The 24,135-nt window shown below is 69.8% G+C and carries 15 protein-coding genes; 7 read left to right on the top strand and 8 right to left on the bottom strand.

Annotated elements, in window-relative coordinates; genetic code table 11:
- Positions 1-468 precede the first annotated feature (468 nt).
- The 4 genes from ACYVDG_RS21720 to ACYVDG_RS21705 all read right to left on the bottom strand — a co-directional run bounded on the left by ACYVDG_RS21720 (position 469) and on the right by ACYVDG_RS21705 (position 5,168).
- Entirely contained in the window at positions 469-1,917 is a 1,449-nt protein-coding gene (locus ACYVDG_RS21720) for a phytoene desaturase family protein (RefSeq protein WP_460756544.1), read from the bottom strand.
- Positions 1,918-1,977: 60 nt separating this feature from the next.
- Complete coding sequence (locus ACYVDG_RS21715) at positions 1,978-3,243, bottom strand: RNA polymerase sigma factor (RefSeq protein WP_460756540.1); 1,266 nt, start codon at positions 3,241-3,243, stop codon at positions 1,978-1,980.
- Positions 3,244-3,317: 74 nt separating this feature from the next.
- Positions 3,318-3,755, bottom strand: a complete 438-nt coding sequence (locus ACYVDG_RS21710; RefSeq protein ID WP_460756535.1) for a YciI family protein — start codon at positions 3,753-3,755, stop codon at positions 3,318-3,320.
- Positions 3,756-3,863: 108 nt separating this feature from the next.
- Entirely contained in the window at positions 3,864-5,168 is a 1,305-nt protein-coding gene (locus ACYVDG_RS21705) for an MFS transporter (RefSeq protein WP_460756575.1), read from the bottom strand.
- Positions 5,169-5,540: 372 nt separating this feature from the next.
- Between ACYVDG_RS21705 and ACYVDG_RS21700 the strand changes: the two genes are divergently transcribed.
- The 3 genes from ACYVDG_RS21700 (at position 5,541) to ACYVDG_RS21690 (ending at position 13,533) form a co-directional block, all read left to right on the top strand.
- Entirely contained in the window at positions 5,541-6,182 is a 642-nt protein-coding gene (locus ACYVDG_RS21700) for a DUF1449 domain-containing protein (protein ID WP_460756532.1), read from the top strand.
- Between the two features lie 242 nt (positions 6,183-6,424).
- The gene (locus ACYVDG_RS21695; protein WP_460756528.1) at positions 6,425-8,470 is read left to right on the top strand and encodes a flotillin family protein; all 2,046 of its coding nucleotides are present in this window, start codon (positions 6,425-6,427) and stop codon (positions 8,468-8,470) included.
- An 11-nt stretch (positions 8,471-8,481) separates the two neighbouring features.
- Entirely contained in the window at positions 8,482-13,533 is a 5,052-nt protein-coding gene (locus ACYVDG_RS21690; protein ID WP_460756521.1) for a DNA repair ATPase, read from the top strand.
- A 98-nt stretch (positions 13,534-13,631) separates the two neighbouring features.
- Here ACYVDG_RS21690 and ACYVDG_RS21685 read toward each other — a convergent pair whose 3' ends face one another.
- The gene (locus tag ACYVDG_RS21685) at positions 13,632-15,680 is read right to left on the bottom strand and encodes an acyltransferase family protein (protein ID WP_460756518.1); all 2,049 of its coding nucleotides are present in this window, start codon (positions 15,678-15,680) and stop codon (positions 13,632-13,634) included.
- A gap of 68 nt (positions 15,681-15,748) precedes the next feature.
- A complete protein-coding gene (locus ACYVDG_RS21680) occupies positions 15,749-16,351 on the bottom strand; it encodes a suppressor of fused domain protein (RefSeq protein WP_460756514.1) in 603 nt (200 codons plus the stop codon).
- A gap of 165 nt (positions 16,352-16,516) precedes the next feature.
- Between ACYVDG_RS21680 and ACYVDG_RS21675 the strand changes: the two genes are divergently transcribed.
- The 4 genes from ACYVDG_RS21675 to ACYVDG_RS21660 all read left to right on the top strand — a co-directional run bounded on the left by ACYVDG_RS21675 (position 16,517) and on the right by ACYVDG_RS21660 (position 23,138).
- On the top strand, positions 16,517-17,350 hold the full coding sequence (locus tag ACYVDG_RS21675; RefSeq protein WP_460756509.1) for an aldo/keto reductase: 834 nt from the start codon (positions 16,517-16,519) through the stop codon (positions 17,348-17,350).
- 270 nt (positions 17,351-17,620) lie between these two features.
- Positions 17,621-18,667, top strand: coding sequence for a hypothetical protein (locus ACYVDG_RS21670; RefSeq protein WP_460756505.1), 1,047 nt, complete (start codon positions 17,621-17,623; stop codon positions 18,665-18,667).
- A gap of 282 nt (positions 18,668-18,949) precedes the next feature.
- Positions 18,950-20,767 (top strand): acyl-CoA dehydrogenase, encoded by a 1,818-nt coding sequence (locus ACYVDG_RS21665; RefSeq protein ID WP_460756502.1) that lies wholly within the window; start codon positions 18,950-18,952, stop codon positions 20,765-20,767.
- 943 nt (positions 20,768-21,710) lie between these two features.
- The gene (locus ACYVDG_RS21660) at positions 21,711-23,138 is read left to right on the top strand and encodes an HNH endonuclease signature motif containing protein (protein WP_460756497.1); all 1,428 of its coding nucleotides are present in this window, start codon (positions 21,711-21,713) and stop codon (positions 23,136-23,138) included.
- A 602-nt stretch (positions 23,139-23,740) separates the two neighbouring features.
- Here the strand turns inward: ACYVDG_RS21660 and ACYVDG_RS21655 are convergent.
- Both ACYVDG_RS21655 and ACYVDG_RS21650 read right to left on the bottom strand, forming a co-directional pair.
- Positions 23,741-23,911 (bottom strand): hypothetical protein, encoded by a 171-nt coding sequence (locus ACYVDG_RS21655; RefSeq protein WP_460756492.1) that lies wholly within the window; start codon positions 23,909-23,911, stop codon positions 23,741-23,743.
- Positions 23,912-23,920: 9 nt separating this feature from the next.
- Positions 23,921-24,049 carry a hypothetical protein gene (locus ACYVDG_RS21650; RefSeq protein ID WP_460756488.1) on the bottom strand — a complete coding sequence of 43 codons (129 nt, stop codon included), beginning with the start codon at positions 24,047-24,049 and terminating at the stop codon, positions 23,921-23,923.
- Positions 24,050-24,135 lie beyond the last annotated feature (86 nt).

The raw sequence follows: 24,135 nt of genomic DNA, 5'->3' as shown, positions 1-24,135 counted from the left end.
TAGATTGCGACGCGCCTGCCGACACAACCAGACCCACGGGAAGGAACCCGGCCGGCCACGGCCGGACCGGGCCGCAGGCCCGGGGCAGTTCCCGGCCGAAGGCCGGTCCCGTAGCCACCCCGACCACATGCCCCCCGTTTCCTGACTGCCGCCGACCCGCCGTCGCAGCGAAGCGGGTCAAGGTGGAGCGCCTCCGATAGCGCGCCAGCGCTTCGATGGCGACGACCTTGACGCGCGCAGCGGAGACGGCCACCATCAAGCGGCAGGAAACGGGGAAACCCGCACCCGCAGGCGGCCCCAGACACCCCGAACCCCAAGCCCGTCCGGAAGCCCGCACCCGCGTGGAAAGGGGCACACCCCAATGGCCGGGGGAGCCCAACACCCTTTGTCAGCAGGCTCTGAGCTGTACACGGGCGTGCGGGGCGGCCGCGCGGGGACGGGGCTTCAGAGGCGCCCCGTCCCCGGCGTTCACGGCGACAGGTCCGGTGCCTCGCGCACCCCGTGCTCGCGGCGCAGCGCGGACAGCGCGGCCAGGTGGCCCGACATGCCGTGCACGCCCGGCCCCGGCGGGGTGGAGGCCGAGCACAGGTACACCCCGGGGAGGGGCGTGCGGTAGGGGTCGAGTGCGGGCACCGGGCGGAACAGGGCCTGGCGGACCGACATGGCCCCGGAGGCGATGTCCCCGCCCACGTAGTTGGGGTTGTACTCCTCCAGCTGGGCGGCGGACACCCCCCGGGACTCGACGACGGTGTCCGAGAACCCGGGGGCGTAGGTCTCGATGCGCCGCCGGATCAGGTCCACCGGGTCCCGGGTGTCCCCGTTGGGAACATGGGCGTAGGCCCACACCGGGCGCTTGCCGGGCAGGGCGCGGCCGGGATCGGTGACCGCCGGATCCACGAGGAGGACGAACGGGTTCTCGACCCTGCGACCGCGCGCGGTCTCCGTCTCGGCTCGGAAGACCTCCGCCTGGGTTCCGCCCAGGTGCACGGTGCCCGCCGCGCCCACCCCGTCCGCCGCCCAGGGGATGGGCTCCGAGACGAGGAAGTCCGCCTTGGCCGCGCCCGGTCCGTAGCGGAAGCGGCGCAGCGCCCCCGCGTAGCGGGCGGGCAGGCGGCTGCCCGCGAGTCCCAGCAGGCCCTTGGGGGACACGTCGAGCAGCACCGTGCGGGTCGGAGGGAGTTCGGCGAGGTCGCGGATCCGCCGTCCGGTGTGCAGGACGCCTCCGTGCGCCTTGATGTCGGCGACGAGGGCTTCGGCGATGGCCCCGCTGCCGCCCCGTGGCAGCGGCCAACCGGCCTCGGTGTGGGCCAGGTGGCCGAGGAGGAGCGCCACGCCCGCACCGGGGAGCGAGGGCAGCGCGCCCACCACGTGCCCGGCGACCCCGGCCAGCAGCGCTCTGGCCCGCTCGGTGGTGAACGGTCCGGACCCCGTTCCGTGTGCCAGCACGCCCCGTGCCAGGTGGAGTGCGGCGGGAAAGTCCGGGGGCAGTGACCTCTGCCCGGAGATGCCGAGGTCCACCACCCCCCGGGTGCGCTCGACCAGCGGGGCTATGAGGCGGCGCCAACGCTCCCCGTCGGCGCCCAACCCGGCGCAGGTGGCGTCGAGGTCGGCCTCGGCCAGGGCTGCCCGTCCCCCGGGCAGGGGGTGCGCGTACGGTGTGGCCGGCCGGAGCAGTTCCACGCCCCGGGCCCCGAGGTCGAACTCGCGGAAGAAGCGCGCCGCCCCGGCCATGGGGTGGACCGCGGCGCACACGTCGTGCACGACGCCGCTGTCGAACAGTGGGACCGAACGCAGGCCGCCGCCGACCGTGTCGTGCTGCTCGAAGAGCTCCACCCGCAATCCCGCGCGGGCGAGCGTCACCGCCCCGGCGAGCCCGTTCGGGCCGGTCCCGACAACGACCGCGTCAATACTGCCCATCGGTGCCCCTTTCCCCGTTCAGTCCGTCGGCCGCGACTCTCCGGCGGGTTCGAGTCGAGGCTACGGGTCCTCGCACGCGCGCGCCCGTTCCGTCAGCAAGGAACGCTCGCGTTCGTTGCGGGTGAGGTCGGCGGCCCGTGCGTAGTCCTCCCGGGCCTCCTCCATCCGTCCGAGGCGTTCCAGCAGGTCGCCCCGGACCGCGGGGAGCAGGTGGTATCCGTCCAGGGCACCGGATCCGGCCAGGGCGTCGACGATGCCGAGCGCCGCTCCCGGACCGTGCGCCATGGACACGGCCACCGCCCGGTTGAGTTCGACCACCGGCGAGCCGGTGCGCCGGGCCAGCTCCCCGTACAGGCTGGCGATCCCGTGCCAGTCGGTGTCCTCGGGTCGGTCGGCCACCGCGTGTTTGGCGGCGATCCCCGCTTGGAGGGCGTAGACACCGGGGGACAGAGCGGGATCGGGTGGAGCCGCACGGTCGAGTGCGGCCAGTCCCCTGGTGATGAGCAGCCGGTCCCAGCGGGAGCGGTCCTGCTCGGCGAGGGGGACGGGCTCTCCACCGGGGCCGACACGGGCACGGAACCGGGAGGCTTGGAGTTCCATCAGCGCCACCAGCCCGTGGACCTCGGGTTCCTTGGGCAGCAGCCCCGCGAGGACCCGGCCGAGCCGCATGGCCTCGTCGCACAGTTCGGGGCGCAGCCACCTCTTCCCCGACGTGGCCGTGTAACCCTCGTTGAACACCAGGTAGAGCACCTCGAGGACGTCGGAGAGCCGGGTGTCGCGGTCCCGGCCGCCCGGCACCTCGAACCGGACCCCCTCCCGGCTCAGCTTCCGCTTGGCCCGCACCACGCGCTGGGCGACGGTGGTCTCGGGCACGAGGAAGGCGCGGGCGATCTCGTCGGTGGTGAGCCCGCCGAGGAGCCGCAGGGTGAGCGCCACCCGCGCCTGGGTGGACAGTACCGGGTGGCAGCACACGAACATGAGCTTGAACAGGTCGTCGCCGTAGTCCTCCTCGAAGACGGCGTCGAACGCGGCCTGTCCGTCGTTCTCGGCGACCTCCCGGCCCAGCTCCACCATGCGCGACCGGAAGCGTTCGTCGCGCCGCCACCGGTCGAGGACGCGGCGCCGGGCAACGGTGGTCAGCCAAGCTCCGGGCTTGCGCGGAACGCCCTCCTCGGGCCACTTCTCCAAGGCGGCGACCAGGGCGTCCTGAGCGAACTCCTCAGCCAGGCCGACGTCTCCGACCATCCTGGTGAGCGCGGCGACCAGGCGGGCCGACTCGATCCGCCAGACCGCCTCCACCTCATGCGTCACACCGGTGTGGCCCACGGCACCATCCCAGCACCGAGGGCCGTGCCGGCGCAACGAGGTCCCGCCGCCAAGGGGCTTCAGGGCAACGGGGCTCAGCCGTTCCGGTCCTCCTGCCGGGCGCGCAGCTCGCGCTCGCGGTCCTTCAGCTCCTCGGACATCTCGTCGAAGTCCTCCAGCTCACCGATCCGGCGCAGCTGGAGCTTGAGCACGGTCGGATCCCCCTTGGGCGGGTGCGGGCACCGCTTGGCCCACTCCACGGCCTCCGCGTGCGAGGACACCTGGAGGACCCAGTACCCCGCGATGAACTCCTTGGCCTCGGTGAAGGGGCCGTCGACGACGGAGGGGGCGCCGTCGCGGAAGACCACCTCGGAGCCCTCCGAGGTGGGCCTGAGCCCCTCCCCGGTCAACAGGACACCTGCCTTGTCCATCTCCTCGTTGTAGGCGGCCATCTCCTCGTACACCTCGGGCGCAGGGGCCCAGTCCTGGGCCTCGGTCTCGGGGGTGCTCATGATCGACATCAAGTAGCGCATGGTTTCCGCCCTCTTCCGGGTGTGGCGCGGGGCCTCTTCCCCGCTCTCACCGGTACGTCGAACGGACCGGCGCCGGATCGACACCGCTCCCCACTTCTTTTTCCGCGCCTACTCCCTTCCCGGTTCGGCGCCCTGTTCACCCTGGTCATTGCCGCTCTCCCGCTCCGCCGCGGCCACCTGCTCCGCTTCGTTGTCGTCGGCCTGGGCGACGACGCGCCGCAGCGCGGGGACCGAGGGAATCAGGGTGAGGAGGATGACCAGCCCGGTGGCCACCGGCACGTAGAACAGCTCCACCCGGCCCAGGAAGCCTCCCAGGACCGCGCCGACCGGTGAGAGGCCCGCGCCGAGCATCTGCACGCAGGACATCACCCGGCCCAGCTGGGTTCCGGGCACGATGAGCTGGATGGCGCCGATCAGCACGATGTTCGACGAGGTCATGGCGAAGCCGACCACCACCCAGAACCCGGCGGCCACGTAGGCGTTGGGCGAGAGGCCGAAGGCGACGCAGGCCAGACCGGCCATGACGAAGAGCATCATCTCGGTGCGGAAGCGGCCGAGCCTGGCAACGATCAGACTCACCGTCGTCGCGCCCAGCACGGCACCCACGGCGGAGGAGCCGAGGAAGACGCCGTAGAGGACGGCGGGCACCCCGAAGTGGTCCTGCACCAGCAGGACCATCACCCCGGTCTGGGCCATGAACGCCATGTTCACGGCCACGTTGAAGCCCATGATCGGCCCGAGGGAGCTCCTCCGGAAGACGAAGACCAGCCCTTCCCGGACGTCGGCGAAGACCGAGCGCACGGCTCCGACTTCGCCCGTCCTCTCTGCCCCGCCCTCCGGGCGCTGGGGCCTGCGCACCGCCAGCGGAAGACCGAGCAGGACCAAGGCGCCCAGCACGTAGGCGCCCGCGTTGACGGCGAGGGGCAGGAAGGCCACCACCGCGAAGAGGAAGCCGGCGAGGGGGCCGCCCGCGAACTGCTGCATGACCGTCTGCCCGCCGACCAGCCTGCTGTTGGCCCGGTCGATGGCCCCGGCGGGCGCGATGTCCGGCAGCATCGCCCGGCCGGACAGGTCGTAGAACACCTCGCAGACCATCACGGTGAACATGACCGCGTACAGGACCCAGATCGTGGCGTTCTCGGTGGCGACCAGCGCCGCCAAGGCGACGAGGGCGCCGCCGCGGCCGAGGTTGGTCAGGACCATGAGGCGGACCCGGTCCACCCGGTCCACCACCACTCCCGCGAAGAGCCCGATCAGCAGCCAAGGCAGGAACCGGACCGCGGTGAGCCCGGCGACCAGCAGGGGGTCGTTGGTGAGCATCGCCGCCACCAGCGGCAACGCCACCAACATCATTCCGTCGCCGAGGTTGCTCGACAGACTTCCGACCCAGAAACGGTTGAAATCCCGCCCCATGGGCGGTTTCGACTTCTTCCCGGGGGTCTCCCGGGCGGGGGATGCACTGTGCACGGGGGGTGTGTCCTTTTCGCTCCGCCTAGCCGGTCCGGCCTTGCCAAGCGTGCCCGCGTCCGGTCAATTCTTGGTCACGGAGATCACTCCCCGCACGGTTCCGCCTCCGGAGAGGCACCCGCGAAAGGCCATCCGAACTGCACACGAGTGGTCACCCAGCGCACAAGGCCGCCCGCTGTGGCCACAAGCGGCCAGGGATCCGGCCCGATGACGTGCTGAACTGGGGTGTTCGATAGGGTTCCGGAACGGTTCCGACGGAAGGGTGTGCCGGGCCCGGCACCGACGCGGAACCCGGCTGCGAAGGAGTGGGTGCGCGGGATGAGTCTTTTCCTGAGTACCGCCTTCGGGTTCCCCACGGTCCTGTTCACGCCGATGCTCATCGTCGTACTGGGCTACTGGATCTTCGTCATCGTCGGCGCGGCCGACACGGAGATGCTCGACAGCGTGGACACCGACGGCGACGCGGCCGGACTGAGCGCGGTGCTGAGCAGGGCGGGGTTGGGGAGGATCCCGGTGACCGTCGCCCTGACCATGCTGATCTGCGTCGCCTGGTTCGTGAGCATGATGGGAAGCATCTTGGCCAGCCTGATCGACACTTCGTCCACGCCCCTGCTGTACGCCCTTGGCGCGGTGGTCCTGGTCATCGCCCTGGTCGCCGCCTGGGCCATCACCAGCGGCGTGGTGATGGGGTTCCAGCGCTTCCTGCCCAGCCGCAAGAGCGAGTCCAAGCACGAACTGGTGGGGCGCACCTGCGTCATCCGGATCGGCGAGGCCCACGAGGACTTCGGCCAGGCCGAGATCACCACCGCGGGCGGCGCCGCGATCACCATCCCCGTGCGCACCACGAGCGGTGAGGTCCTCCCGCTGGGCAGTACCGCACTGATCTTCGACCACAGCCGGGACAACGACGTGTTCCTGGTGACCGCCTTCGACGCGGCCCTCGACCCCGGACAGTCCTGACCCGGACACCTGCCTGACCGGAACCTCTGGGCACCTTCGACCGAAATGCGCTCGCTGACCGGTCGCATCCCCGTCCCGTCCACGGTGAACAGGGATGATCTTCCTCGGTTTCGGAACTGTTGGCCCTCTGGGCGCGTCACAATCCACAACGACCGCCTCCGCCCCGAACCGGCGCACCCACGCCGCGCGCCCTCCCCGGTGGCGAGCGAATCCCCGAACACTGCGCAGAAAGAGACTCCTACGTGTTGCTGAGTGCACTCGACACCGGCCAGGAAGCCGCCGACGCGGCGTTCCTGACCGTCGGTGTCGCCCTTGCCATCGGAATCGTCGTCCTCCTCGCGCTCCTGCTGATGGTGACGCGCCTGTTCCGCAAGGTCGAGCAGGGCAAGGCCCTGATCATCAACAAGGTGCGGCACATCAACGTCACCTTCAACGGAGCGATCGTCCTCCCGGTCCTGCACAAGGCCGAGGTCATGGACATCTCGCTCAAGAGCCTGACCCTGGAACGCGGCGGTCGCGACGGACTGACCTGCAAGGACAACATCCGCGCGGACATCAAGGTGTTCTTCTACGTCCGGGTCAACGAGACCTCGGAGGACGTCAAGAAGGTCGCGAAGGCGATCGGCACCGAGCGCGCCAGCGACCAGGACACCCTCCAGGAGCTCTTCAACTCCAAGTTCTCCGAGGCCCTCAAGACCGTCGGTAAGCAGTTCGACTTCGAGGAGCTGTTCACCCAGCGCGAGGAGTTCCGCCAGGCGATCGTCTCGCTGATCGGCACCGACCTCAACGGCTACATCCTCGAGGACGTCGCCATCGACGAGCTGGAGCAGACCCCGCTGCACCAGCACGACGCCAACAACATCCTCGACGCGCAGGGCATCTCGAAGATCACGGAGCGCACCTCCAAGGAGCACAAGCGCACCAACGAGTTCGAGAACGACCGCAAGAAGGAGATCGACCGCCAGGACACGGAGACCGCCGAGACCCTCGCCGAGCTGGAGAAGCGCCGCGAGGAGGCGGCCGCCAAGGCCAAGCGCGAGATCGAGATCATCCGCGCCCAGGAGGAGGCCGAGACCGCTGAGGCCCAGGCCCGGGAGCGCCTGAAGGCCGAGACCGCGAACCTGCGTACCAACGAGCAGCTCGGCGTGCAGTCCGAGAACCAGCAGCGCGAGATCGCGGTCGCGAACAAGAACCGCGAGCGCGTCATCGCCATCGAGACCGAGCGCATCGAGAAGGACCGCCTCATGGAGGTGATCGGCCGCGAGCGCGAGACCGAGCTGAGCCGCATCTCCAAGGACAAGGAGGTCGAGGGCGAGAAGCGCGAGGTCGCCGACGTCGTCCGCGAGCGCGTGGCCGTCGACCGCACCGTCGCCGAGCAGGAAGAGGCGATCAAGAAGCTCCGCGCGGTCGAGGAGGCCGAGCGCCAGCGCCAGGCCGTCATCATCAACGCCGAGGCCGAGGCCCAGGAGAACCTGGTCAAGGACATCAAGGCCGCCGAGGCAGCCGAGGCCGCCGCGAAGCACAAGGCCCAGGAGGAGCTCACGCTCGCCGAGGCCCGCCAGCAGGCCGCCGAGCTGGACACCCGCTCCAAGATCCGCCTGGCCGAGGGCCAGCAGGCCGAGGCCGCGGCCGCCGGCCTGGCCGAGGTCCAGGTCCGCGAGCAGGACGCCGAGGCCGTCGAGAAGGTCGGCCGTGCCGAGGCCGTCGTGGCCCGCGAGAAGGCCGAGGTCGAGGCCGGCGCCGTGGAGAAGAAGCTGCGCGCCGAGGCCGCGGGTCTGACCGACAAGGCCGCCGCCATGGCCGCCCTGGACAACGTCAGCCGCGACCACGAGGAGTACCGCCTGCGCCTGGAGGCCGAGAAGGAGGTCCGCCTGGCCGGCATCGACGTGCAGCGTCAGGTCGCCGAGGCCCAGGCCAGCGCGATGACCGCAGGCCTGGAGAGCGCCGACATCAACATCGTCGGCGGCGACGGCGCCTTCTTCGACCGCATGGTCAACTCGATCGGTATGGGCAAGGCCGTCGACGGCTTCGTCGAGAACTCCGACACCGTGCAGTCGCTGGGCAACGGCTGGTTCAACGGCGAGGGCAACTTCGCCGAGGACATGAAGCGCATCCTGGCGGACGTCGACACCGAGGACGTCAAGAACCTCACCGTCTCCGCTCTGCTCCTCAAGCTCATCAGCGCGGGCGGCCCGGACGCGAACAAGCTGGACTCGCTGCTCAACACCGCCCGGTCCATGGGCATCGACCAGCTTCCCGTGAACGCTCTCGCCCCCGTGAAGCAGTGAGGTAGTCCTCAGTGACCGAGGCCCCGTCCCAGGAGACCGAAGGCCCCGGGTCAGACGCCGAGGACGCGCGGTCGCTGGACGCGGGCACCTACGAGGTGCTCCGCGCCCGGCTCCGCGAACAGACCGGCGAACTGGCCCGGCGGACCGAGGAACTCAACAACCGCCGACTCGAGGTGTTCGGCGGCACCGAGCTCTCCCTGCTCGGCACCGAACGCATCCGCACCGAACACAACTGCCTGCCCCGGGACATCGTGAGCGTCGGACGCTCCGTCGGGGACGATGCCGACGGGGACATGATCCTGTTCGGCTACAACGTCTATATCGGCATGCAGAGCAAGACACACGTGTCCGACGTGTTCTCCCTGCACCGGTACGAGCACGGCGGTGACTCCTTCGAGTTCACCGACGCGCCCGAGGACGCCATCCCCGGGCTGCTCGCAGACGAGAACTTCCAGCAGGGCTTCGCGCAGCTCTACCGCTACTACCGGGACGCGCGCCTGCTCCAGCTGCGCAAGGTCGAGGAGCGGCTGCTGGCCGTGTTCCAGACCGGGCCGCGCACCGAGGACGTGCGCGTCCTGCGGTGGTCGGTCTCGCCCAACGGCGAGATCGCCTACCTCGACGACCGCGGGGAACGCGACCACGTGTTCCCCTCCGCACACGACTTCGAGTGGGTGGAAGCCACCCGCGAAAGCCACGTGCAGGGTCGGCACCCGCACATCTCCATCCGCGACGAGCTGTTCGTGGAGACGGTCGGCGGCGACCTGACCATCAAGGTCGAGAACAACACCGAGGTCGGCGAGGGCATCTACAACGAGCCCGTCGACGAGCCGCTGCAGAGCCTGGCCGACGCGTCGGTGTTCCACGCACGGGTGGGCGCGCTGATCCTGCTGCGCGTCCTGCCGTACAACGAGTCCACGTGGCGCTACCTGGTCTTCAACACGCGTACCAAGGGGGTCGAGCGCCTCGACGGCATCGGCCAGTCCTGCCAGCGCCTGCCCGACGACCAGGGGCTCATCTTCCCCGGCGGCTACTACCTGACCACCGGTGTGGCGCGGACCTTCGACACCGACGTCACCGACCTCGAGTTCGAGCGGGTGGTGCGCTCACCCAACGGTGAGGACGTCCTCTACGTCTTCCACTCCCGGGCGGACGGCCGCAGCCTGCTGCTGCCGTACAACACCATCCGCAAGGAAGTCGCCAACCCGATCGTCTGCCACGGCTACTCGCTGTTCGACGACGGGACGATGACGGTCTTCCGGGACACCTCCGGGGAGCCCACCCGGGTGCACCCGATGCAGGTGTGGCAGACCCCGTTCGTGTCCGACGTCTACGCCGCGGCGCAGCCGGTGGGCACCGGCCCCTTGGAGCGGATCGGCAACGCCGAGCTCGTCCAGGGTGTCTCCGAGTGCCTGTCGGTGTCGCGGATCGCCGAGGACATGAGGCCGTCCACCGAGGTGTTCGAGGCGCTCATCGCGTCCTGCCGACGGGTCCTGGACCGGTTCCACTGGCTCGGTGAGGACGACCTCGGCGACCTCGCGGGGCCGCTGTCCGAGGTGCGCGGCACTGCGGAGCGGGTTCTGGACGAGTTCGAGACCGTCCAGGAACTCACCAGGCAGGCCGCCGAAACCCTCCGCGAGACCGAGGAGAAGACCACCGCGCTCATCCGCCGGTCGCGGGGCGAGACCCCGCGCTCGGCGGAGGGGTGGGTGACCCGCCTGACCGACCTGCGCCGCGCCCAGGGCCAGGCCGCCACGCTGCGCGAGATGCGCTACGTGGACACCGACCGGATCGACGCGGTGGAGGAGAGCCTCGGCGAGGAGATCGCCTCGTCCGGGCGCCGCACCGTGTCCTTCCTTGAGCAGGAAGACGCCTTCGACGGCTACCACTCCGAGGTGGAACGGCTGGTCGAGGAGGCCGAGGCACTGGAGGCGGTCAGCGCCGCCACCGCGGTCGGCGAGCGGATCGCCGAACAGACCGAGGGCCTGCAGGTGGTCACCGAGGTGATCGGGTCCCTCGACATCGGCGACGCCCAGGTGCGCACCCGCATCCTGGAGCGGATCAGCGAGGTGATGGCCGGGGTCAACCGGGCCCGCGCCACGCTGGAGTCGAAGCGCAAGGAGCTGCTCGCCCGGGAGGGCCGGGCCGAGTTCGCCGCCGAGTTCGCCCTGCTGGGGCAGGCCATCACCGGGGCCATCGCGGCGGCCGACACCCCGGACAACTGCGACGAGCAGCTCGGCCGGATCATGCTCCAGCTGGAGAACCTGGAGTCGCGCTTCGCCGAGTTCGACGACTTCCTCGAAGAGCTGTCGGACAAGCGCGAGGACGTCTACGAGGCGTTCTCCACCCGCAAGCAGTCGCTGGTGGACGAGCGGGCCCGCCGGGCCGACCGGTTGGTCTCCTCCGCCGCCCGCGTGCTGGAGGGCGTGCACCGGCGGGTCGCGACCCTGACCACGCTCGAGGACATCAACACCTACTTCGCCTCGGACGCGATGGTGACGCGGCTGCGCCGCACCTCCGAGGAGATGCGCGAACTGGGCGAGACCGTGCGCGCCGAGGAGCTGGACGGCCAGATCCTGGCTGCCCGGCAGGAGGCGGGGCGTGCCCTCCAGGACCGCGCCGACCTTTACGAGGGCGGTGCCGGAGGGGAGACCATCCGGTTCGGCCGCCACCGGTTCGCGGTCAACACCCAGCCCATCGACCTCACCCTCACCCCGCACGACGGGCACATGTCGGTGTCCATCACCGGCACCGACTTCCGGTCGCCCGTCACCGACGAGGCCTTCCAGGAGACCAAGCACCTGTGGGACCGGCTCCTGGTCTCGGAGAGCCCGGAGGTGTACCGGGCCGAGTACCTGGCCACGTCCATCCTGGCGTCGGCCGAGGAAGGCGCGGAAGACCTGACGGTGGAGGCCCTGCACGACGCGGAGCTGCACGCCGAGAACGGGGATTCCCTGTTGTCCCTGGTGCGCGGGGTCGCCGAGTCCCGGTACGACGAGGGGTACGAGCGGGGCGTGCACGACCACGACGCCGCCCGCATCCTCTCCGCGCTGCTGCGGCTGCGCGCCGGTGCCGGCCTGCTGCGGTACCCGGGGCAGGCGCGCGCCACCGCGCAGCTGTTCTGGGCGTACGGGGCCGAGAAGGAACTGCGTGAGGCGTGGCGGACCCGGGCGACGTCGCTCGCTCGGGCCCGGAGCGTGTTCGGGGCGCGCCGGTCGGCGGCGATCGACCGGTTGCGCACCGAACTGGCCGAGGGTGTGGACACGTTCCTCACCGAGACCGGCCTGTACCAGGACGCCGATCTGGAACTGGTGGGTGACTACCTGTTCGAGGAGCTCGCCGCGGACGGCCCCAACGAGCGGGGCTTCGTGTCGGGCGGGGGCGCGCGCCAGCTGCTGGACCGGTTCCACCGGGCTCTGGGCAGCACGCGCGAGACCACCCGCAAGGCCTTCGAGCAGGACCTGCGCAAGCTCGACGACGTGGCCGCGCGCCACCAGCTGGTGACGGCGTGGCTGGAGGCGTACGCGACCACGCTGGAAGAGCCGGTGGCCCCGGGGGACCTGCCCGAGGCGGCGGCGATCGAGCTGACCGGCGGCAGCGCCGGCCAGTCCGGCGGCAGCGTGGACCGGTACGAGTCCTCGGCCGCCGTGGACGAGACCGTGTCGGGCCTGCTGGGTTCGCACCCCCGGATCAGCGAGCGTTCCCTGGAGGTGCGGCTGGACGAGATCCTGCCGCGCACCCGCAGGTTCCGCACCGTGGACGTGCCCGCCTACCGGGACTTCCAGCGCAGGCGGAACGCACTGGTGGAACAGGAGCGCGACCGCCTGCGGCTGGAGGAGTACAAGCCGAAGGTGATGAGCGGGTTCGTGCGGAACCGGCTGCTCGACGAGTCGTACCTGCCGCTGATCGGCGACAACCTCGCCAAGCAGCTGGGCGCGGCCGGCGACGACAAGCGCACGGACCAGAGCGGCCTGCTCCTGCTCATCTCCCCGCCCGGTTACGGCAAGACCACGCTCATGGAGTACGTGGCGAGCCGCCTGGGCCTGGTGTTCGTCAAGGTGAACGGCCCCGCGCTGGGGCACGCGGTCACCTCGCTGGACCCGGCGGACGCCCCGGACGCCACGTCCAGGCAGGAGATCGAGAAGATCTCCTTCGCCCTGGAAATGGGCAGCAACACGATGCTGTACCTGGACGACATCCAGCACACCAACCCGGAGCTCCTGCAGAAGTTCATCTCCCTCTGTGACGGGCAGCGCCGGATGGAGGGTGTCTGGGAGGGCCGGACCCGCACCTACGACCTGCGCGGGAAGCGGTTCGCCGTCTGCATGGCCGGTAACCCGTACACCGAGCAGGGCAAGCGGTTCCGGATCCCGGACATGCTGGCCAACCGCGCCGACGTGTACAACCTGGGCGACGTGCTGTCGGGCAAGGAGGAGCTGTTCGCGCTCAGCTACATCGAGAACGCGCTCACCTCCAACCAGACCCTGGCGCCGCTGTCGACCCGGGACCGGGAGGACATCCACACGCTCGTGCGGATGGCGCAGGGCGACGACTCCGTCGGAACCGACCGGCTGAAGCACCCGTACTCGGCCGCGGAGGTGGACAGGATCGTGTCGGTCCTCCAGAAGCTGCTGCGGGTGCAGGAGGTGGTGCTGGCCAACAACCAGGCCTACATCGCCTCGGCCGCCCAGTCCGAGGATTCACGGACCGAGCCCCCGTTCCAGCTCCAGGGTTCGTACCGGAACATGAACCGGCTCGCCGAGAAGATCGTGCCGGTCATGAACGAGGCCGAGGTGGAGGCCGCGATCGACGACCACTACCTGGGCGAGGCGCAGACCCTCACCTCCGGTGCGGAGGGCAACCTGCTGAAGCTGGCCGAACTGCGCGGGGTGATGACCCCCGAGCAGGAGGAGCGCTGGGACGAAGTCAAGGAGGGCTTCCGGAGGGGCCGTGCCTTGGGCGGGTCGGACGACGACCCGATGACCCGGGCCATCGGCGCCATGGGCCTGCTGGCCGACCGGGTCGGTGAGATCGGCACCGCGATCGACCGCAACGCGGAGCAGTAGCGCCGAGACACCGCAGTAGCGCCGAACCGGCGCATGGGAGCCGTTGGCTCAGGGGCCGCCGCCCGGAAGCAGGACCTCCGGGCGGCGGCCCTCTTGTGTCACCACCCGGTGGCGGGGAGGAGGCGGCGTTCGAGTTCGGGGGCGAGGGTGCGCATGTAGGTCGCGGTGATGTGGCTCCTGTCCCAGTAGACGAGGACGTTGCCGACGACCGGGCGGCAGGTCTCGGGTTCGCAGAGGTGGTCGGTGAGGTCGAGTGCCGTGACGTTGGCGGGCAGGTCCGCGCCTTCGAGGGGTGACTCCTCGGCCATCGACTCCGCGGGGGCGACGGCGCACTCCTGAGGGACGGACTCGGAGAGGCACTCGGGGGCGTCGAAGGTCAGGCGCGGGGTGTCGCGGACCGCGATGACCCGCACCCCCAGGGCCGCCAACTCTTCCCAGCGGTCGACGTAGCCGTCCACCAGCTGCTCCTCGCCGTAGCCCGCTGTGGTGTCCAGGCTGGTGGTGGTACCGGTGGTGAACACTGCGTCGGGCCTCAGGGAGCGGAGTTCGGCCATGACGCCGCGGTTCCACTCGGCGCATTCGGTGTAGGGCTCCCCCTTGTAGAGCTGGGGTGCGTCGGTGAACAGACAGGCCCCCTTGGTGATGTTGACCAGCCGCCAGTCGTGGTCCCGCGCGAGCTCTTCGAGGGCGGGGAACCAGTGGGCAGCGTGCGATCCGCCGACCAGGGCGACGGTGCGGTCCGGGTCCTGGGAACCGTAGGCGCAGGTGATCACCTCAGTGCCGCCGGTGTCCTGGTTGCACCCGTCGTCGTAGGTGACCGGGGTGTCCTCCGCGGCCGCGGCCAGAGCGGGGAGCACCGGGTCCGCGTATTCACCGTGGTCGTCCCCGGGCAGCGCGGCCGCGCCCGGGTAGCGGACGGGATCGTTGAGGAGTTCCGCCAGGCGCCGCTGTTCGGCGTCCATCCGGGCCGACCACACACTCGTGGCGAGGAGGAGGGGGACCAGGCACGCCGCGGCGACCGTCGGGGCGCGCAGACGGCTGCCGCCGCGGCCGACGCGGACGATCCCGTCCGAGAGCGGGGCCGTCGCGGCGGCCAGGGCCGTCGAGAGGGCGAGGACGGCCAACCCGCCGAGAGGGCTGGCTACGCTGCGGCCGGTGGCCTCCAGGTAGAACACCAGGACCGGCCAGTGCCAGAGGTAGAGGGCGTAGGACAGCGAGCCGACGTAGCGCAGCGGACGGAGGGTGAGCAGGCGGTCGGCACCCCACGGGGAGCCGGTGGTTCCGGCGACGATGACCGCGACGGCCGCCAGGGTGGGCCACAGGGCCGTATAGCCGGGGAAGACCTCGGACACGTGGAGGAGGACCCCGCACAGGAGCAGGGCGGCCAGGCCGGTCCAGCCGAGGAGGAGGCGGACGGCCTTGGGCGGGTTCAGGCGGGAGAGGAGCAGCGCGAGCAGGCCGCCGAGGGCGAACTCCCACAGGCGGGCACCGGTGTCGAAGTAGGCCCACGGCTGGTCGGCCCGGGTCATGTGCACCGAGTAGGCCAAGGAGAGGGCGAACACAACGGTCAGGGCCGCGAGGACCACCCGGCGCAGGGCATGCCCGCGACGGGCGGCCCACCACGCGGCGAGGCCGATCATCAGCGGCCACAGCAGGTAGAACTGCCCCTGGATGGACAGCGACCAGAAGTGCAGGAAGGGCCCGCCCCCGTCACGGGCCAGGTAGTCGACGGACTCCAGGGCCAAGTGCCAGTTCAGGTGGTAGAGCGCGGCGGCGGAGGCCTCCGCGACGGAGTCCCGCCAGCGTGCCTCGGGGTAGAGGAAGCGGGTGCTCAGCAGCGTCACCGCGATCACGAGGGCCGCCACGGGGACCAGGCGCGTCGCGAGGCGGCTGAGGAAGGCGCCGTAGCGGAGGTTGCCGCGTTCGGCCGCGCGCACCAGGGATCCGGTGATGAGGAAACCGGTGAGCAGCAGGAAGACGTCGACGCCGCCGGAGACCCGGCTGAACCACACGTGGTAGACGGCCACGAGCAGGACGGCGACCGCCCTCAGGCCGTCGATCTCCCGCCGGTGTGCCGGGCTGTGGCTGGTGTCGTGGCCGGGGCCGCTGATCGTTCTCACGGGGAGCCCACGTTCCCGAGGCCACATGACGAGCGGGGATACGCGGGTTGACGCCCACCGGAAACCGGTGGGAACAGGGCTCCCGGCTGCCGGTACTACAGCCGGATGGTCTCGCGCCCCGGGTCCGTGATCATCTTCGGGTCGCGGTCGCGCAGCATCGCGATGATGGGCGCGACGGTGTCGGCCTGTTGGGCGTACTCACCCTCCTCGGCCATAAGGCCGACGATCTGGAAGAACAGCACCAGGCCGTTGTCGGTGTCCAGGATGCGGATGTCGGCGTCCGGGACGATGGCCAGGGAGGTCATGTCACCGTTGGACGCCTCGCCACCGAGCGGGGACGGCGTGATGATCCAGTGGCCGACGTCCAGTTGGGCGCCGGCCAGGAACTGCTGGGCCAGGGCGTGCAGCACGCGCAGGATCCACGCGGGCACCGCTTCGTCGTCGGGCTCGCGCGGGATACGGCAGGTGAACTCGAACCCCGCTCCTGAGACGCGGGGCTCCTCACTGGTCTTCTCCCCGAGCTCGGTCAGGCCGAAGGTGACCAGGAGCCAGTGGTCCGGCATCGGGTAGGCGAGTACCCCGTTCAGGCCGTCGGTCTCGCCGTCGGCGGCGAACTGGACGGTCAGCGGCTGCACGTCCGGGTACCGATCGGCCCAACCCTCGTAGATCCGGGTGAGTCCGGGAAGGATCTCCAGCATCGTGTGTCGCTCTCCAGGTCGCGGTCGTTCCACCTCACGGCTGTGCCGCCCCCAGGATATGCGTGCCCGGACCCCGCTTTCGGGCCGCTGGTACTGGGGCCCCTGTTTCGGATGGGGCCCGAGCGGTGAGGGTTGACAGTCCGAGCACGGAAACGGGGAACGGTTATGAGACACCTACGGCTGCCGTCCGGCGGTGAGCTGCCGGTACTGGGACAGGGCACCTGGGGCATGGGGGAGGACCCTTCGGCGCACGCGTCGGAGGTCACCGCGCTGCGGCACGGGCTCGACCTGGGACTCGGGCTGGTCGACACCGCCGAGATGTACGGCTCAGGCGGGGCGGAGCGCGTGGTGGGCGAAGCCATCCGGGGCCGCCGGGACGACGTGTTCCTGGTGAGCAAGGTCCTACCGCACCACGCCGACCGGCAGGGCACGGTGAGTGCCTGCGAGGACAGCCTGCGCCGGCTGGGAACCGACCACATCGACCTCTACCTGCTGCACTGGCGGGGCGGGGTGCCGCTCGCCGAGACGTTGGCGGCCTTCGCCGAACTGCAGGAGGCGGGGAAGATCGGCGGGTTCGGGGTCAGCAATTTCGACACCGATGACATGCGCGAGCTGTGGTCCTCGGCGGGCGGCGACGCCTGCGCGACCAACCAGATCCTCTACAACCTGTCCCGGCGCGGCCCCGAGTACGACCTCCTGCCGTGGTGCCGGGACCACGAGGTTCCGGTGATGGCCTACTCCCCGATCGAGCAGGGCCGCCTGCTCGGCGACCCGGTCCTGGCGGAGGTCGCCGCGGGGCACGGGGTCACGCCGGCGAGGGTGGCGATCGCCTGGGTGCTGGCGGGCGGAGGCCTGTGCGCGATCCCGAAGGCGAGCGACCGCGCGCACGTGGAGGAGAACCGGGCAGCCCTGGACCTACGGCTGACCGAGGAGGACCTCAAGGCGCTGAACGATCGTTTCCCGCCGCCCGCGGGGGCGAGCCCGCTCGACGTGCTCTGAACGGAGCGCGGCGCCACAAGGGGCGGCGCAGTCAGGGCCGACGTAACCAGGGTCGGCTTAGCCAGGCGCGGCTTAGCCAGGGCCGACGTAACCAGGGCCGGCGCGATGTGACCCTGTCCCCGAGGTGACACTTCCCCATCCCCCTGCCTCGGGGGCCTTGTCCACCCACGGTCCGGAAGGTAATTTCCCTCCGGACTCACTGAGTCTGTAGAAAACTACCGCCACCCCGGCGGTAGTCCCCCTCGAACCCGCTCAGAAGAGGTGGACAGCGTGAACACCCCCCGACCCCCTTGGCACCGGCGTGCCCGAAACCTCCCCGCCACCCTCACCGCCTTCGTAACCGCGGCAGTCCTCGCCGCATCGCCCCAGGCCGCACTCGCCGACGGCGACCCCGTCGAATTCACCCCCACCCCGGCCGGCACCCCCGCGGAGCGCGCTGCCGCGGACCAGGACGTACTGGAGGCGAAGCTGGCCAACGCCGAGGTGCCGCCCGGCCAGCTCACCTTCGGTAGCGAACCCCTGGCCGCCGCCGAGAGTGCCGCGGAGAGCGCGGCCGACGGTGCGTCCTGCGCGATCTCCGCAGACGAGGCCACCGCCCTGGCGCTGGCACCGGTATGGCCCGAAGTCTCCGCGGGCACCCCGGACACCCCCTCACCGATGACCCTGTCCCGGTACGACAACCAGGACGGGCTGTACGACCCCGAAGGGCGCGACGGGCTGTTCTTCAACCCGGGCGTAGGCCTGTGGCAGATGGACTCCGCCGGGCTCGGAACCGACAACACGGCGGGCGAGGCCATCGACTCCGCGTGGGTGTCCGACCTCGTGGTGCCCTACATCGTGGACAGGTACTGCACGGCCCTGAACGGTGGGGCCGAAGCGCCCGCCGCCAGGGCGGACGCTTGGACGGACTGGAACGCCTGCTCCGACGGCGCCTGCGACGACGTGTACTGGCGCGCGCTGAACGACGGCATCGAAGCGGACCCGGGTGTGGGCCGCCACGGCGGCGCCGAACCGCGCACGTGCGAGTACGGCGGTTCCTCGCACGACTGCCTCTTCGTGGACGTGGCCGACGCCCAGGGGGCGGACTGGTGGACCGACCCTGGTAGCGGCCAGTCCCCCGTGCCGCACCCGTTCTACGTGCTCCGGGACGACTCGGGCGACGGAACCCAGGAGGTGCGCGTCTGGCTCGCGGAGGATTCCGGGCACGGGGTGGACGTGTCCGTCACCCGCGCGTTCGGCGACGACGCCCGGGACGCGCTCACCTGGACCGACGGCGAGGCCCTGTGCGACTCGACCGTCGGCCGGGGCTCCTGCTGACGGGCAAGCGCCCGCTGATCGGTGTGCCAATGGCCCTGGCTCAGAAAGCCAGGGCCATTGGTCCCGCTCCCGGCGCCGGCACCGGGAGCGGTCCCAGCGTTCGCCGCCCACGTCGGCGCATCGCCCGCGAACAGGGCATTCGCACTCTTGACGTGGCTTTGAGGACACAAGTGTCTATCGTCACTGGCATCCAGGCCTACTGGGTAGTAACATTGACTTGTTACTAGTCGGTAGATCCGCGTGTACAGACACCGCGGCCGGGGACACAAAGCGGAGCTGTCCATGACGCATTACAAGAGCAACCTGCGCGACATCGAGTTCAACCTCTTCGAACTCTTCAAGCGCCAAGACGTACTGGGCGAGGGCCCGTTCGAAGAGCTGGACGAGGACACCGCACGCACGATCCTGGACGAGGTCAACCGTCTCGCGACCGGCGTGGTCGCCGAGTCCTTCGAGGACGCCGACCGCAACCCTCCGGTCTTCGACCCCAAGACGAACACCGTCGCCCTCCCCGAGAGCCTGAAGAAGTCCTACAAGGCCTACATGGACGCCGGCTGGTACAACATCGACCTGCCCCAGGAGCTCGGCGGCCTCGGCGCCCCCCGCTCGCTGGTGTGGGCCGCGGCCGAGCTGATCCTGGGCTCCAACCCCTCCATCCACATGTACTCGGCTGGCCCCGGCTTCGCGAGCATCCTGCACTCCGAAGGCAACGAGGCGCAGAAGAAGTTCGCCGAGCAGGCCATCGAGCGCGGCTGGGGCGCCACCATGGTGCTGACCGAGCCGGACGCCGGTTCGGACGTCGGCGCGGGCCGCAGCAAGGCCACCGACCAGGGTGACGGCACCTGGCACATCGAGGGTGTGAAGCGCTTCATCACCTCGGCCGAGCAGGACATGACCGAGAACATCTTCCACCTGGTGCTGGCCCGCCCCGAGGGCGCAGGCCCCGGCACGAAGGGCCTCTCCCTCTTCCTGGTGCCGAAGTACCTGGTCAACGAGGACGGTTCCCTCGGTGAGCGCAACGGCGCCTACGTCACCAACGTCGAGCACAAGATGGGCCTCAAGGCCTCCACCACCTGTGAGCTGACCTTCGGCGACAAGCACCCCGCCATCGGTTACCTCGTCGGTGACAAGCACGACGGCATCCGCCAGATGTTCCTCGTCATCGAGTACGCGCGGATGATGGTCGGGACGAAGGCCATCGCCACCCTGTCCACCGGCTACCTCAACGCCCTCGAGTACGCCAAGAACCGCGTGCAGGGCAACGACATCGCCGGGGCCAAGGGCTCCCCGAAGGTCACCATCACCCACCACCCGGACGTGCGTCGCAGCCTCATGACGCAGAAGTCCTACGTCGAGGCCATGCGTTCGCTGGTCCTCTACACGGCCACCACGCAGGACGAGATCCAGATCGCGCAGGCCAAGGGTGAGGACGCCACCGAGCTGGAGGCCATGAACGACCTCCTGCTGCCGATCGTCAAGGGTGTCGGGTCGGAGCGCTCCTACGCGCTGCTCGCCGAGTCTCTGCAGACCCTGGGCGGCTCCGGGTTCCTGCAGGAGTACCCGATCGAGCAGTACATCCGTGACGCCAAGATCGACACCCTCTACGAGGGCACCACGGCGATCCAGGCCCAGGACTTCTTCTTCCGCAAGATCGTGAAGAACGGCGGCCAGGCCATCGGCAAGCTGTCCGCCGAGATCAAGGCCTTCGCCGAGAGCGAGGCCGGCAACGGCCAGCTCAAGGAGGAGCGCGCGCTCCTGCTGAGCTCCCTCGGCCAGGTCGAGAAGATGGTCGAGCTCATGGTCGGCCACGCGATGGGCTCCGCCGAGGACACCCGTGAGCTGTACAAGGTCGGCCTGAACTCGGTCCGCCTGCTCAACGCCTTCGGCGACGTCGTCCTGGCCTGGCTGCTTCTCCGCCAGGCCGAGATCGCGCTCAACAGCATCGACGGCGCGAGCGACGAGGACAAGAACTTCTACACCGGCAAGATCGCCGCCGCGCGCTTCTTCGCCGAGCAGTTCCTGCCCCGCGTGGAGGCCGAGCTGAAGATCGCCCAGACCGTGAACCTGGGCCTCATGGAGGTGCCCGAGGAGGCTTTCTAAGCCCCTCGAGCTGAGCCTCTCGGGCTGAGCCTCTCGGGTTAAGCCCTCGAGCTGAGCCCCTCGGGCCCGGCTCAACCGTGCAACACCGCCGGAAGGGCGGGACGACCAGGTCGTTCCGCCCTTCCGGCGTTTCGGCGTTCCGGCATTCCAGCGTTCCGATATTCCGGCGTTCCGGTGTTCAGCCGCGTCTGCACATACCAAAAGATGGAGGAGTGAACTGAAGCTCTTTTCCTCCGATAAGCACGGACAGGCTGTCTGAACCATCACCGGGGCATCGCCCTTCGACAGTGCTCCCCTTATCGCTTTTGGCACCCTCCTTTCCCGCCGCCCGATTGTGGCCGTCTCCGCTACGCGCGTCAAGGTCGTCGCCATCGAGCGCTTCGCGCATCAACGGCGCTCCACCTTGACCCGCTCCGCTACGACGGCGGGTTGGCGGCTATCGGGAAAGGGGGACGGGTGGTTGAGGTCCGAGCCATTTCGGGCTTCGCCCGAAAAACTCATTCTGTCGGCCTGGCGGCCGATCCCTGCCCCTGCGCCGGAGCGTTGACGCCTGGCGGTGTCGCGGCCGGTCAAGGCGTGCGGCGAACCCCGAACAGCACGGCCTAGCGGCCGGGTGGGCCACTCCGCCGGAGCCCACCGGTTGCGGGTGTCGCGGCCGGTCAATGCTGGGCTGCGAACTGCCCCGACCTTCGGCCGGGTGAGCCTTTCCCAAATGATCTTTCTACCAGAAGCAATTTCGGCGCCGAGATTGATCCTAGTAGCAAGATCATTCCCACGAGGGTACGGATTTGTCCGCTTTGCCCGGGAATGCGAACGGGGGTGTTCGCACCTTCCTTGGAGGGCTTCTCTTTGGGGATCGGAAAGGCGAGTCGGAGTGGCCGGGTAAGGGTTGTATCACCTCCAGGATAGGTCCTTTCTGCGCCCTTCTTGATATGCTTGAACCATGACTTCTTCTTTCGGGCAGTGCGGGAACACGGCGGGCAATACCCCCGCCGCGACCGCCATGAGTGCTGCCCGGAAGAACATCGCCTCGGAAATGGGCGAGGTGCCCCCGACCGGTGCGGCCGGTGAGGTCCTGGATGTGATCTCGCAGGTGTGCGAGGACATGGAACAGGCCCAGCTGGCGATGCTGCTGCGCCTGGCCCAGCTGGAAGCGGCCGGCACCCTGTTGGAGGCCGGTGGGCAGCGGTCGGTGCAGAACTGGCTGATCCACTCGGTGGGGATGGTCCCCGTTGAGGCCAACGGGCGCGCCGAGCTGGCCCGCCGCCTGTTCGCCCTGGAGCTGCCCGCCACCCGCCAGGGCTTGGACTCTGGGTTGTTGTCGATTGGGGAGGCGGTGGCGGTGTGCCGGGCCGCTGAGAGGGCGGTGGGGGCGCGCAACACCGGCCGCCACCCCGATGCCGGGGAGTTTCGGCGGATGATGGAGGCCGGGATCGTGGCCGCTAAGGCTAAGGAGCCGGCGATGTCGACTTCCCACATCGCCCGGCTGGGCCGGGAGCTGTTGGCCCAGTACAACCCGGCTGTGGTGGAAGAGCAGTACCAGGCCGCCTTCGACGCCCGTGGTGCGCGCCTGGTGCGCACCTTTGATGCGACCTTCATGGTCGAGCTCTGGGGTCCCAGTGAGCACGCCGAGGAGATCCAGCGTGAGCTCAAGGCCCACGAGGTGGACTATGACCCCGAGAGGCTGCACGTGTCGGCTTCGGAGCGGATGTATGACGCGTTCATGAACCTGGTCCGCTCCGCCTCCCAGCCCACCGACCCCACCGGGGACGCTGAGGGCGCCGAGGCCGGCACCGGGGACAGCAAGGGCAAGGGCGGCACGGGTCGCAAGCGTGCTGCGGTGGCGATGATCAACATCATGGTGCCCCTGCCCACCTTCCTCGGCCTCCAGAACCAGGAAGAGGGCGCGGGTCCGGCCACCACCCAGGATGGGCAGGTGGTCTCCATGGCCGCCATCCGCGCCCTGGCCCCCAACAGTGTGCTGCGCCGGATGATCACCTCCCCGAAGGGGGAGACGGTGTTGGACGTGGGCCGCACCCAGCGCAACGCTACGGGTGCCCTTCGGGATGCGGGGATGTTCGGTCACACCACCTGCGCCTGGTACCAGGGGTGCAACACCCCGGCCAGCGACTCCGAGGCCGATCACAAGAGGAGCTTCTCGGCCGGCGGGTCCACGAGCGCGGACAATATTCAGCCACTGTGCTCGGATCACAACCGGTTGAAGTATCGCCGGGAGACCAATCCGGAGCAGTCCGTCTGGCAGGGCCGTCCCTCCCACCGCAACCGGGGAAGTAACAACAAGGGTAAGGACTCGGACGGGGACCCCGACCCAGCCCGGACCCCTGCCCGAAAGCAACCTCACCCCCGATAGTGCTTCCAATCGGAGGGTTCACCGCCCCACCACAGGGCCCACCCCCCGGGGGGGTTCGCCGCACACCATGACCGGCCGCGACACCCTTAACCGGTGTGCTCCGGCGCAGGGGCCCAACCGGCCGCAGGCCGTGCTGTTCGGCGTTCGCAGGGGCGAATGACCAGCCGCGACACCGCCAGGCGTCAACGCTCCGGCGCAGGGGCAGGTATCGGCCGCCAGGCCGACCCGGCTTGGACCTCGACCACCCAGCCCCTCTTTCCCGTAGCCGCCAACCTGCCGTCGGAGCGGAGCGGGTCAAGGTGGAGCGCCAATGACGCGCGAAGCGCTCGATGGCGTCGACCTTGAGGCGCGTAGCGGAGACGGCCACAATCGGGCGGCGGGAAAAGAGGGAACCCCCAGCGCAGAAGACAACCCCAACCGAAGCAAACCCCACCACCGTGAGCTCCTAAGCCCCTGAGCCCATGTCTCAAAGCCCCTGAGCCCCTGAGCCCCTGAGCCCATGTCTCAAAACCCCGGACCTCGGTCCTCAAACGCACAAGGATAGACCCGGGCGGTCCGTACCCACAGCCCCCGGACGGTCCGTACCCACAGACCCCAGGCGGTCAGTACTCGAAGAAGAGCGACAGGACCATGAAGAGCCAGGCGAGGCCGAAGGACACCACCGCGAACGACTGGAGGTTGCGGCGGGTCTCCTCCCTCTCCTGAGGGATCTGGGCCCACATGAGCACCAGAGCGCCACCCAAGAGCACCAGCAGCAGAGCAGTACCGAACACACGGCCTCCTCAGACATCCACCACGAGGCTGGTGATCATCATCGCCGTGCCCAGACCAAGAAGGAACACGAGCAGCTTCGGCGGACGTTCGCCCTTCTCCGCGGTCCGCATCCACAGCAGGAACAGGATGCTCGTCACGATGAGGCAGAAGTATGCGGCGATCCGCAGGATGTCGATGTCCTCCAGGTCCTCGGCGTCCGGGCTCTACCCCGACTCTTTCAGGC

Source organism: Nocardiopsis oceani (assembly GCF_054777395.1).
Note: the sequence above shows the minus strand (reverse complement) of the source record. Positions and strands in the feature narration are given on the sequence as shown.